The sequence below is a fragment of the Gardnerella sp. 26-12 genome, assembly GCF_001660745.1.
In the GTDB taxonomy this organism is placed as follows: Bacteria; Actinomycetota; Actinomycetes; order Actinomycetales; family Bifidobacteriaceae; genus Bifidobacterium; species Bifidobacterium swidsinskii.
Genome location: NZ_LWSR01000003.1, coordinates 17,563 through 29,438 on the forward strand (window position 1 = coordinate 17,563; position 11,876 = coordinate 29,438).

The 11,876-nt window shown below is 38.7% G+C and carries 11 protein-coding genes and 1 tRNA gene; 11 read left to right on the top strand and 1 reads right to left on the bottom strand.

Annotation, left to right across the window (positions count from 1 at the left end):
• From A5295_RS00455 to A5295_RS00505, 11 genes are all read left to right on the top strand, one after another.
• Complete coding sequence (locus A5295_RS00455; RefSeq protein WP_004106752.1) at positions 1-528, top strand: hypothetical protein; 528 nt, start codon at positions 1-3, stop codon at positions 526-528.
• Positions 528-1,664 (top strand): VWA domain-containing protein, encoded by a 1,137-nt coding sequence (locus tag A5295_RS00460; RefSeq protein ID WP_064621428.1) that lies wholly within the window; start codon positions 528-530, stop codon positions 1,662-1,664. Before A5295_RS00455 ends, A5295_RS00460 begins: the two co-directional genes overlap by 1 nt.
• Entirely contained in the window at positions 1,661-2,776 is a 1,116-nt protein-coding gene (locus A5295_RS00465; RefSeq protein ID WP_064621429.1) for a VWA domain-containing protein, read from the top strand. The genes A5295_RS00460 and A5295_RS00465 overlap by 4 nt, the downstream gene beginning before the upstream one ends.
• Positions 2,773-3,363 (top strand): DUF6466 family protein, encoded by a 591-nt coding sequence (locus A5295_RS00470; RefSeq protein WP_064621430.1) that lies wholly within the window; start codon positions 2,773-2,775, stop codon positions 3,361-3,363. The genes A5295_RS00465 and A5295_RS00470 overlap by 4 nt, the downstream gene beginning before the upstream one ends.
• A gap of 110 nt (positions 3,364-3,473) precedes the next feature.
• Complete coding sequence (locus A5295_RS00475; protein WP_041160494.1) at positions 3,474-3,662, top strand: hypothetical protein; 189 nt, start codon at positions 3,474-3,476, stop codon at positions 3,660-3,662.
• Between the two features lies 1 nt (position 3,663).
• Entirely contained in the window at positions 3,664-5,271 is a 1,608-nt protein-coding gene (locus A5295_RS00480) for a hypothetical protein (protein WP_064621431.1), read from the top strand.
• Positions 5,272-5,396: 125 nt separating this feature from the next.
• Positions 5,397-6,776: an esterase family protein gene (locus A5295_RS00485; protein ID WP_064621432.1), complete on the top strand. Its 1,380-nt coding sequence runs from the start codon at positions 5,397-5,399 to the stop codon at positions 6,774-6,776.
• A gap of 1 nt (position 6,777) precedes the next feature.
• Positions 6,778-9,441 (top strand): bifunctional lysylphosphatidylglycerol flippase/synthetase MprF, encoded by a 2,664-nt coding sequence (locus A5295_RS00490; protein WP_082915433.1) that lies wholly within the window; start codon positions 6,778-6,780, stop codon positions 9,439-9,441.
• Positions 9,442-9,521: 80 nt separating this feature from the next.
• Positions 9,522-10,019 carry a 5-(carboxyamino)imidazole ribonucleotide mutase gene (gene purE / locus A5295_RS00495; RefSeq protein WP_012914358.1) on the top strand — a complete coding sequence of 166 codons (498 nt, stop codon included), beginning with the start codon at positions 9,522-9,524 and terminating at the stop codon, positions 10,017-10,019.
• Positions 10,003-11,175, top strand: a complete 1,173-nt coding sequence (gene purK, locus A5295_RS00500) for a 5-(carboxyamino)imidazole ribonucleotide synthase (RefSeq protein WP_004108378.1) — start codon at positions 10,003-10,005, stop codon at positions 11,173-11,175. The genes purE and purK overlap by 17 nt, the downstream gene beginning before the upstream one ends.
• A 20-nt stretch (positions 11,176-11,195) precedes the next feature.
• On the top strand, positions 11,196-11,600 hold the full coding sequence (locus A5295_RS00505) for a Fur family transcriptional regulator (protein WP_004106002.1): 405 nt from the start codon (positions 11,196-11,198) through the stop codon (positions 11,598-11,600).
• A gap of 132 nt (positions 11,601-11,732) precedes the next feature.
• Here A5295_RS00505 and A5295_RS00510 read toward each other — a convergent pair.
• Positions 11,733-11,805 (bottom strand) — tRNA-Arg (locus tag A5295_RS00510).
• Between the last annotated feature and the right edge of the window lie 71 nt (positions 11,806-11,876).

Here is an 11,876-nt window from a genome sequence, read left to right on the forward strand (position 1 = left end):
ATGAGCCTGGAAGATATTCAAAAGCCTTTACATGATGAAACGCTTTTTTTAATACTACTTTCCGCATCGCTTGTTGTTATCTTTATTGCTTTTGCGGTTTTATATTTTTCTTTTAAAAAGCCAAAGAAATTAGCTGAAAGTAGCAATTCTACAGAAGCAGTTCACGTTCATAATGTAAACAAACAAGCTTGGCGTAAAGATATTGATGCGATTGTTGAGAAGTATCATAACAATGAACTTACTAAAGATCAGGCTTGTGCAAAATTGGCGTCTATTGCTAGATCTTATATTTCGAAGATGAGCGGTGAAGATATTCAAACTCACACTTTGGGAGAATTGGCTTCTTTGCGCTTGAAATGGCGCAATAAAAAAGGTGCTGATATGTTACGCCAAACAATATCTGCTTTGTATCCTCCAGAATTTGCTGATCGCAAAGCAAACGAGCAAGCGCGAAATACTACTGTTGAGCAGGCTGCTGAATGGGTTTTAGTATTGCTTGAAGGCTGGCAAACGAAGGACAAACGTTGATGAGTAATAATGTTTGGGGATACATATGGCCATGGAGATGGCAATGGCCATTGCTTTTTGTTGCAGGCGTTGTTGTTTCTGTAGCAATTTTTGCTGTCTTACTAATTTTAGATTCCATTCGTAGCAATATTTTAAAAAAGAAGTATAAGAGTCAAACTAGTAATATTACGCGAAAATTCTATACTTTTACTTTTGACAATGATCTACAAGGAACTACTACTAGTCATTCATGGTATATGTGGCGAATGTTTAGAAGGTTTGCTACGGCTGCATTGGTAGTATCTTTGTGCAGTGCGCTTGCTGTTGCTTCCAGGCCAGCACGAGTGTTTAATGCGAACGAGCAAGTTAGTTCTAGAGACATTGTTTTATGCTTAGACGTTTCAGGTTCTGCTCTACCATATGATCGCGAAGTAATTCAAGCGTATCTTAATTTTATTGAGCATTTTCAGGGTGAACGCATTGGATTGAGCATTTTTAACTCCACATCTAGGACAGTTTTTCCACTGACTGACGACTATCGATTGGCTAAAAAACAATTGCAATATGCTGCAAATTTGCTTGGCGGAGTTCAATCGCAAAGTCGCATTAATCGTTTACAACAACGTCAATATCAAGAAATTTCTGACTGGCTTGAAGGAACTCAAAATCGCAAAAACGCAACATCGCTTATTGGAGACGGTTTAGTTAGTTGCGCAGCAATGCTTCCAGGTTTTATTTATGGTTCTGCTCATAATAACCATAAAATACAAAGCCGTTTTAATAGAAGTTCTTCTATTGTTCTTGCTACAGATAATGTTGTTTCTGGAAAACAAACTTACTCATTAAAGCAAGCTTTAGATTTAACAAAGCAGGCTAAAATTACTGTCGATGGGTTATATTCTGGCGCAAAACAGAATGAGAATGATGACACTACATTAGAAATGAAACAGCTTATTGAATCTCATGGTGGAATTTTCCTGTCTCAACGCAATTCTGATTCCGTTATTAATTTAGTAAAAGAAATTGAAAAAAGACATACAGCAATTCCTCAAGGCGCTGCTCAGTCTGCATTTAGTGACGATCCTGGTCTTTGGGTTTTGTTTACTGTGTTTAGCGTTGTGATTTGGCTAGCTATTGCAAAGAGGATGAAGCGATGACAACAACACTATTTTCTGCTACTACCCTACTGTTTGCACACGCTAAAATTGAAGCTTCTGACACTTCTCAAGCAGGTCAGTTGGTTTTTTCTCCATCATATGGTTGGATTATTGCGATTATTGCAATATTGGTTTTGTTGGCAGCAATGTTTTTTGAAATTGTGCCTATACGCAGGAAACCTGAATCAAGTGATGAAACTTTTTGCATGAGATTAAGACGTATTGGCATATGTATAATGCTAATAATTTGCGTGCTATCTCCAAGTATTATGCGTTCAACTTTACAAAGAGCAGTAAATGCAACAAACGTGATTATTGCTCTAGATATAACAGGTTCAATGAGAGCAAAAGACGCTGATTATGCAAGAAATAGTAAGATTGAGCGTATTGAAGCAGCAAGGAATATTATTCATCAAATAACAAAATCCTATGCTAACTCAAGTTTTGCTGCTATTTCTTTTGGTGCTTCTACGTCTGTTGATGTCCCATTAACGCCTGATGCTAGAGCAGTTGACAATTGGATAAATACTCTACGAACTGAGCCAACTAGCGTAGCTACTGGAACTAGTCTTGACGCTCCTATAGATCAAACTTTGCTTACTGCAAAAACTATACATGATGCTCATCCAGATGATACAACAGTTTTGTATATTTTAAGCGACGGTGAGGAAACTACTCAACGAAAGCGCCGCACATTTTCATCGCTCAGAGCTTATATTACTAACGCATTTGTTATTGGAATAGGTTCATCTAAAGGAGCTAAAATACCTTTGGAAAAAACACAGCTGCAACTTGACGACTACAGCGAAGACAATACCTCTAATCAATGGGTTATTGATCCGGCTACAGGAAATCCTGGCATTTCAAAGCTCGATGAAAAGAACTTACGAAATATTGCCGATGAACTTAGCGGCAAGTATATGCGCTCATCTTTAAACGTAACATTTGGAGACGAAGCAAAACCAATTCTCTCACACCAATGGAGAATGAACGAGACAGCAAAACCTCGTTTGAGACCTGAACCAATTATTTGGCCGTTTGCAATATTTGCGTCGATACTTTTAATTTGGGAATTAATGTCGTGGTTTATAACTTCAAGGAAATTAGTATGAAGCACATATCTAGTCGCATAATTATTCGCATTGTTACATTCTTGTTCTTGATTATTGCGATATTCGTAGCGTATTTTGCTATCGTAAATTGGAGAGCACAATACGCGTATAATACTGCTACGGATAGCCTTATTTCTAACATAAAATCTGCTAAGAGTATCGATAGCGACAAGAATGTGCTTTTAACTCAGCAACAGCAAACTGATGCGCAATTTGATGATGCTAAATCTCAAGAAATGATACTGCTTCCTCAACTTCGAAATAGTATTGACAAAAATGCTGAATTATCACGAAAGTTAACAGAAAAATTAAAGCAGAATCAAAACAATACTAATAAGCAACAGAAACCGAAAAAGCATAACAATCATTTTAAAAACGATAATTCTAACAATTCTTCTAAAGATAAAAAGCAGTCAGATTCGTCTAAGCCTCAATTGAGCAATGCTCAGCGCAATAAAGTTGAAAACTTGCTAAAACAGAACGATCATGTGGATTCTCAATCTTCACAGAATCAAGAAGACCAGCAAGGTTTAGAAAAGACAGAAAAACGTACTAAAACTGATGAAAGCAGCAATAAGCCTTGGTAATTAAATCTTCAACGATTATCTATAAGCGAAGCAATAAGCATTAATAACCTTTTAACCACATTGAATATTTTTTAGTGACTTTTCATTAATAAACGTGTGTAATAACGATTATGCACACATATTACGAATGGCAATGGCTTATACAACGCACTCAAGAGTGCGCTCGCTGCGTTATGGCAGAATCCGCAGCGACTGAATTAGAAGATTGGCAAGGGCTTGCAGCCGAACATTTTCGTCATAGTATGAAAAATATTTCTGCACAAGCGTATGCGTTATATAACATTCGCGGAGGAATATAGTATGTCTTGGAAAGTTAAGTCCTCTGTTGTAGGTGGAATGACGCTTAGCGTTGCTGATAGAGAAGCGTATATTAGTTTTTCCAGAAAACTCAATAATATTGCTAAAGAATTACTTACGCTAAAAAATTTATGGCTTAATGCAGCGATGGTTATTGCCGGTCAAAATTATGGTATACAAAAAGAATCAGGAGCATATATTCATGATTCTTCGCAATCATTTTTAACTGAAAGCATATGTCATGAATATGCTCATAAATGTTATTTAATGTCTCAAAATTTAGAAAATCTTGCTTTTCTTATTGCAAGAGCAAATAATTTGTATGAAGATGCAGAATTTCGTGCAAAAGACGAGTTAGACAATAAAATTTCTTTCTTGGCTCTTGCAAACCCTATTTTTGCTTTACATGTTTTATTGTCCGCAGGTCTCGCCGTTAATCAAGATAATAAAAATCATTCAGGTTTCCAAAATCTTGCTAGATGGTCCTACGCAACTAAGAATATACAACAAGGAATTATTCGAGGTTTATCGCAGCACCTTATTTTAAATCCTATTACAAGTTTGCCAATATTTATTGCCGGAAATGCGAAAGGCCCCATAAATAAAAAAGAGCGTGAAACCTCACTAAACTTTTTATCCAATGCTCAAAAATATTTATCACAAGCTATTCCATTTATTTCTAGTGCTCTTAGCTTCGTAAGCGCGCCTATTAATGATCGAAAGCAAGGTAATAATTTACTTCTCACTAAAGTAAATGAGATGTGGAGAAAACCTGGATCTGTTCTTGCTAGACCTGGACGTAATCTGCTTGAAACTTTAGAAAATTTAACGGAACTTGGAAGCGAAAATTTGGGCGTTAGTCCACCACTTGTTAATCCAGATGCTGCTACTATTGCAATTCAACGTTTTAGGCGCAGCGATGGCAGTTCGTCATGGTTAGTAATAATTCCAGGAACTGACGGTAAAGCACACTCTCCTTTTGGTTGGGCACAAAACGCAGAAGTAATGAGTCATAGTTCTTTAGTTAGAAAACAAGCTGATAGCACTCGAATGGTTGTAGAAGCTATGAAACGTTCTGGAATTAAATCTAACGAGCCTGTTGCTTTAGTAGGACATTCTCAAGGAGGTATTGTTGCAGCAAGCATTGCAAGCGATTACGCTAAGCAATACAACATACAGCATGTTGTTACTGCTGGATCTCCTATTGCAAATCATCCAATTCCTAAGAAAACTTGGGTTACTAGTATTGAGATGGACGATGAGATTGTGCCTTCTTTAGATGGCAAAGAGAATCCTCGTAGAAATAATTGGGTGACTATTCACGGTCATGCAATTCATGTTAAAGAATCTAAGTGTTCTTTACCTCCTGGAGTCACGCGTTTTTCTGGCAAACAATATTCGACTAAAAAATTCGATAATGACGGAATATTCGTTAATGACGTTCCAGAAGAAGGAACTTTAACTCATGATTTGCATTACCATACTGCAGCTTATGAAGATGCTCTTCAACTCGGATCTAAAAGTGTGCGCGAGCAAGATCGACATTTTCAGAATATTATTAATGGCAAATTGCAAAGTACTACATTGTGGCAAGGAGTAATNAAAAAATAAAAYAAATATTGAGGAAAATTTCAGATACTAGCATTACATTACTAGGTTGGGCAATTACTGTGCGTATATGTCGCTTAGATTAGTAACTGGTACGCAAATTAGACTAGAAAGTATAGGAGTCAAACATGCTGCAATTGGCAAAAGTGAGTCTTTTGCAAGGATGGCTACCAGTAAGCCTTTTTAGCGTAAATGGTATTTCTTTAGTCTTGTTGCTTTTTATGAAAACAAAACGCGGCAAGAAAATGTTCCACTTACTAATACAACTTGCAATAGGTGTCATAACATTTTTTGTCGGTGGAATAATTGCTTGGCTTATTTCTGACGTGTTTCTTGTATTCGAAGTAAGTCTTGGATGGCTCGTTATTTTTTCTATTGCATGCGGCTTCGGGCTTATAGGTTTTGCAGCAACAGCATTTGTTTTCTTACACAAATGGAGAAAACTAGTTGCAGTAATAGCTATTATCTTGACGTTAGCAAGCACAGCTCTTCATGTAGACATGATTTATGGGGAATACACGACAATAGGTTCAATATTTGGAATGGGTGGTTTTCCAAAACTAGAAGTTAATAAGCAAAAATCCGCATCCTCTAGTATTAAACAATGGAGAGAGTTAGCAGCACAACAAAAACTGCCAAAACTGCCTAAAAAAGGTATTGTTCGTTCAGTTTATATCCCTAACACTGCTTCACATTTCAATGCCAGAATAGCAAACGTATACTTGCCACCTGCTGCACTTGTTAAAAAACCACCAAAACTGCCAGTTATGGTCATGTTTGCAGGACAACCTGGTAGCCCTAATCACTTTTTTGCAGCAAGCGATATTGCAAATACTTTAGACAATTACGCGAAAAATCACTACGGTCTTGCACCTATTGTTGTAGCCCCTGACCAAAATGGTGAATCTTCGCATAATTCTCTGTGTGCGGATACACATGTGTTCGGCAAAGCAGAAACATATTTAATTAATGATGTTCCTAAATGGATACGCAAACATTTGCCAGTAAGCAAAGATCCTAAAATGTGGCTTATGGGCGGCTTCTCACAAGGAGGCACTTGCTCAACGCAACTAGTTCCATCTCACCCTGATATATTTGGAAACATTTTTTCTGCCGGAGGGGAACTAGAACCAACATATAAGAATCGCCAAGAAACAATTAATCATTATTTCAATGGAAACACATCAGAATATGAGCGACATGTACCTAGCGTGATAATGCGTAAAAATGCTCCTTTGAAACAAAATTATTACGCTATTGCGGGCTCATGGGATACTAAATCTCAAGCGAATCAGGCAACCATCGCACTAAGCGCACATCGCGCTGGAATGAATGTTATAACCATGCTTTCTCAAGGCAATGGTCATGATTGGCACACAGTAAAAGCTGGATTAAAAATAGCAATTGATCAATTCTGCAAAAAAACAGGTATTTCAAGCACTGCACCAAAACTTAATACCTACCAAAATGTACAAATTCTTATCAACCAGCAAGTGAATCGAGACTAATATGATGCTGTCTTTCTTTCATAAACGTTGTAAGAAAAATGATTCTGATTCTAAACATTCAGCAATTCGGCATACAAAAATATTGATGCACGATTTCATAACCTGGATGCAACATAAAGTTTTTGCATTAACGCTTACATGCATTTTTATTGTTATAAATTGCATACACTGGCTCGTATTAGCACTTATGCATTTTTATACTTATGGCACAAGCGCTACTCTTGCACAATTGTTTATGCGACATCATCATTCAAAAGGTCCAAGCCTATTCTTCGGGCACGGAAACGTCACAGAGCTGCTGATAAAAGTGTGCCATTCGCTTATTTTCGTAAATAATATGCCATCTCTTATGGTTAATTGTTTACTTGTTGCCGTACTTATTGGCGTTGCAGAAACTCGTATAAGTAGACTTAATATTATTTATATTGCAATATTTAGCACACTTGTTGGCATAATTGTAGGATTAACAATCATAGGTAATCTTTCAATCATTATTCGAAACATGCATTGGATTACCAAGATTCCTATTCGACTATCTCCATTCACACTGTTTATTGGCGCTTTTATGGCTTCTGCATCTTACGAATCTATTTTGTGGCGCAGAAGAACTTTAGTAATTGGATACGCTACTACTTCAGCAATGCTTCTTTATAGTGGAAATCCAGGCGATTATTGCACTATTATTGCAGCCCTTACAGGACACATCATCGGCAATATTATGAGCAAAACAAAAGGCGTTAGACGAAGTGTAAACTGGTGGGAAGGTACAGATTACGAAATTCGTAGGCTTTTTGCAGTAGCTCAGAGCATTATTGCATTAGGTCCAGTGTTGGCATTATCTTCACGCTCTCACGCAGGAATTCTTACTACTCTTGGTTTGTTTATGTCACCGCAACTAGGCTCTAAGACATGGCTTACGCGATGCATGACAAATTACAGCACAAATAATTGTTTTCTTCATTCAGGTCTACATCACGCTGCAATTAGCGAATTATGGATTCGCATTCTATTACCAAGCATCACACTGATGATTATTGCGTGGGGAATGTTACGAGGGCGTAGACTAGCTGCATTAACTTCTATATTTATAAACGCACTGACTGTGCTATATGCAGGAATGTATTTCACTGTTTTGCCTTTAATTGCCACAAAACAAAATATTTTGGAACATCAACATAATGCTGTTGCTGTTGCTTTTATGCTTACCGCTCTCCCACCATTATTGCTTACTATTTTGTTGATAATTAATTTAAAGCATTTTTCTGTTCATACGAGCAAACTACAGGCACGTTTGGGACTAATAGCAATTTTTATAGCATTGTATATAACTGGTGCTGGATATGTTGCTTTTGGTCTTATGATACCTGAAGAATTTACTCCATCTGCTGATATTTACCACTTATTGCGAGATTTACCAGGGCGCTGGATGCCTATGGGATTTGGAAACAGATCTAACGCAATGCTTCGCACTGAAACACCCCTATCTTCTTTACTAGCACAAAGCGTGGGCGTGATATTCTGGACAATATTGTTTATTGTCTGCTTTACGTGGTTCCGCAGCAGCATCTCTACAAACGAAAACGATAGAAAAAAAGCAAGCTCATTAGTAGAACTTGGTGGAAACACAATGAGCTTTATGACAACTTGGGCGAATAACCATTATTGGTTCTCTCAAAGCGGGCAATCTGCAATTGCCTATAGACTAAATTACGGTATTGCGCTCACTCTTACAGAACCTTTTGGAGATGAAAAAGAGTATTCACAAGATATTCGAGGATTTATTAAATTCTGCGAACAAAATTCGTGGTCTCCAGCATTCTATGCTGTGCACGATAAAACGCGTCAAGAACTAGAAAAACTTGGATTTACTTCTATTAAAGTCGGAACAGACATGCTAGTAGACCCTAATACTTGGCAGACGCGAGGGAAAAAATGGCAAGATATTCGTACAGCTATAAACAAAGCAAAACGAGATGGAATTGCCGACGTACTTACAACTTATAACGAAGCCTCTTGGGACGTACGGCAACAAATTGTAGAAATTTCAGAAGAATGGGCAGAGTTAAAAGCTCTTCCAGAAATGAAATTTACTCTCGGAGGACTTGACGAACTTCAAGATAGCCGCGTCAAAATTTTATACGCTATTAATGAAGACGGCAGGGTACTTGGAGTAACAAGCTGGATGCCAACGTATAGAAATAATCGAATTATTGGTTGGACACTTGATTTTATGCGTCACCGCACAGATAGTCCTAATGGGATTATGGAATTATTAATTGCTAGAATGGCAGAACGTTTAAGAGATGAAGGATTAGAAAACCCAGACTGTTCTGTAGAATTTATGAGCCTTTCTGCAGCACCTCTAGCTGGCATAAACGAAGACATATTGAACGAAAATGGTCAAAAATCTTCTAACGTTATTAATCATGCGCTAGAAATGATGTCTGACATTTTGGAACCAGCTTATGGGTTCAAATCGCTATATTTCTTCAAGAAAAAATTCCAGCCATCCGCAAGTTCCGTATATGTTTGCTATATGGATTCTGCAAAATTAGCTCAGATTTCACTAGCTGTAACTCACGCCTATTTACCGGAAGCTAATCCTAAACAAATACTAGAAATGGTAAAATCGTTGCGACCAAAAAGCAATGAAGCGAACAAATAATTTGTTAAGTTTTAGATAAACTTCGGCGAGTTCTCCCTAGTGTTGCGTAAAGTAACAAGTGCACGTCAGGGAGGTTCATCGTGTCAGAAGTAAAGCCAACCGTCGCTGTCGTAATGGGATCCTCAAGTGATTGGGAAACCATGCGTCATGCTTGTGAAATTCTAGATAAATTCCAAGTTCCGTATATGAAACGAGTTATTTCCGCACATCGTACACCGGAATTAATGGCAGATTTTGCGCATAATGCTCGCTCAAACGGTTTCCACATTATTATTGCTGGAGCCGGCGGAGCCGCCCACTTGCCTGGCATGATTGCGGCACAAACCACGCTTCCTGTTATTGGAGTGCCAGTACGCTCGCATGCGCTATCAGGCTGGGATTCATTGCTTTCAATAGTACAAATGCCAGGAGGTATTCCTGTTGCAACTACTGCAGTTGGAAACTCTGGTGCGACAAATGCTGGATTGCTTGCTGTAAGTATTCTAAGTACAACTGATAATCGTCTTGCTAAAGAACTAGCAGAATATCGCAATGAACTAAAAGAAAAAGTCGAGGAATCAAATGCCAACCTTATCTGAAGTAACTAATGGTGCTGTTGAACGTTTAATGCCAGGATCCACTATTGGAATTATTGGCGGCGGCCAGTTAGGGCGCATGATGGCTATTGCAGCTCGCCATATGGGTTTTCGTATTGGTGTTCTTGACCCTACGCTTGACTGCCCTGTGTTCCAAGTAGCAGATTTGCAGGTTGAAGCTAATTACGACGATCCTGAAGGCTTACGTGAGCTTGCTGAACGTTGCGATGTATTAACTTACGAATTTGAAAATGTTAACGCAGACGCACTTGATAAAGTTCGTCATTTAACCGCAATCCCACAAGGAACTGACCTGTTACGCGTAACTCAAGATCGCGTCAGTGAAAAAACGTTCATTAATAGTCATAAAATCGAAACAGCTCCGTGGCGTGAAGTAAATAATTTGGACGACTTAGATGCTGCTATTGACGAAATAGGCTTGCCAGCAATTCTTAAAACTCGTCGCGGCGGCTACGACGGTCATGGTCAAGATGTTTTGCGCACAGAAGAAGACGTTGCTAACATTCACCATCGCTCGGATCGCGGAGGAAAATTCCCTCCTTCAATTCTCGAGGGTTTCGTCGATTTTGCTTTTGAAGCATCAATCCTGGTTTCTGGAAATGGTAAGGATTTCGTAACTTATCCTCTAGTAAAAAACGTGCATCACAATAGTATTTTGCACATGACTTTAGCTCCTGCAGTAGTTGATCCTGAAGTTGAAAAAACAGCTCACGAATTAGCTTTGCGCTTAGCTAAAGGATTCGAACTAGCAGGAACATTAGGAATCGAGCTTTTCATCACTAAAGATAATCGCGTAGTAGTAAACGAACTTGCTCCTCGCCCTCACAATTCCGGGCATTATACGATTGAAGCTTGCGATATGGATCAATTTGAAGCACATATTCGCGGTATTGTTGGTTGGCCTTTAAAGAAGCCTAAGCTACTTTCCCCTGCTGTTATGGTAAATGTTCTTGGGCAACATGTGGCTCCTACACGTTCGCTGATTTTGGAACATCCAGAATGGCATATACACGATTATGGAAAAGCTGAAGTTCGTAAGAATCGCAAAATGGGTCATATTACTGTGCTATGCGATAATCCTGTTGACGCTGCTGCCGCATTAGATGCAACAGGCTGCTGGGACGACGAGCTAGACTAAAAACGACGAAAGGATGCGAAATGTCTAGTGAGCCTATGCGTAGACATACAAAACAAAAAGAAATAGTACTCTCCTACTTACGCGAGTCTCGTAATTTTGTTTCTGCACAAGATTTGCACCGAATACTCGCCAAAGACGGGGAGATTATTGGCTTAGCAACGGTGTATCGTCAACTTAATTCTTTAACTCAAAGCGGCGAAGTAGATACCGTGCGCTTTAATGGACAGCAATTATTCCGTATTTGCGATGAAAATACTCATCACCATCATTTAGTGTGCGAACGTTGCGGAAAAACCGTCGACATTGAGCCACCTGACGACGAAGGATGGATTCATAAAGTAGCTGAATCTCACGGGTACACTGTGGTGGATCATACGCTAGAAGTATTTGGCTTATGCGAAAGCTGCCGCGAAGAAGATAAGTAACCTGTACGCGTCTTAAAGACGTGTACAGACCTAGCTTGCTTATGGTTGAAAGCACACAGTGCTTTCAACCATAAGCAAGCTAGGCACTCTGAAAAATCTTGAAATGCACTATGCTATTTCAAGATTTCATCGTGCCCCCGACGCGACTCGAACGCGCAACCAACGGATTAGAAGGCCGTTGCTCTATCCTTTGAGCTACAGAGGCAAACAAGTGGTTATTATACCAAAAAACTGTTATCAACGCGCCATAAAATTATAAATATCAAACGTTTATAT

Bases quoted from the DNA above. Each gene is read 5' to 3' on its own strand.
- purK (WP_004108378.1), top strand. From the start codon at position 10,003: ATGCCAACCTTATCTGAAGTAACTAATGGTGCTGTTGAACGTTTAATG.
- A5295_RS00455 (WP_004106752.1), top strand. From the start codon at position 1: ATGAGCCTGGAAGATATTCAAAAGCCTTTACATGATGAAACGCTTTTT.
- A5295_RS00460 (WP_064621428.1), top strand. From the start codon at position 528: ATGAGTAATAATGTTTGGGGATACATATGGCCATGGAGATGGCAATGG.
- A5295_RS00490 (WP_082915433.1), top strand. From the start codon at position 6,778: ATGATGCTGTCTTTCTTTCATAAACGTTGTAAGAAAAATGATTCTGAT.
- A5295_RS00485 (WP_064621432.1), top strand. From the start codon at position 5,397: ATGCTGCAATTGGCAAAAGTGAGTCTTTTGCAAGGATGGCTACCAGTA.
- A5295_RS00465 (WP_064621429.1), top strand. From the start codon at position 1,661: ATGACAACAACACTATTTTCTGCTACTACCCTACTGTTTGCACACGCT.
- A5295_RS00470 (WP_064621430.1), top strand. From the start codon at position 2,773: ATGAAGCACATATCTAGTCGCATAATTATTCGCATTGTTACATTCTTG.
- A5295_RS00505 (WP_004106002.1), top strand. From the start codon at position 11,196: ATGTCTAGTGAGCCTATGCGTAGACATACAAAACAAAAAGAAATAGTA.
- A5295_RS00475 (WP_041160494.1), top strand. From the start codon at position 3,474: ATGCACACATATTACGAATGGCAATGGCTTATACAACGCACTCAAGAG.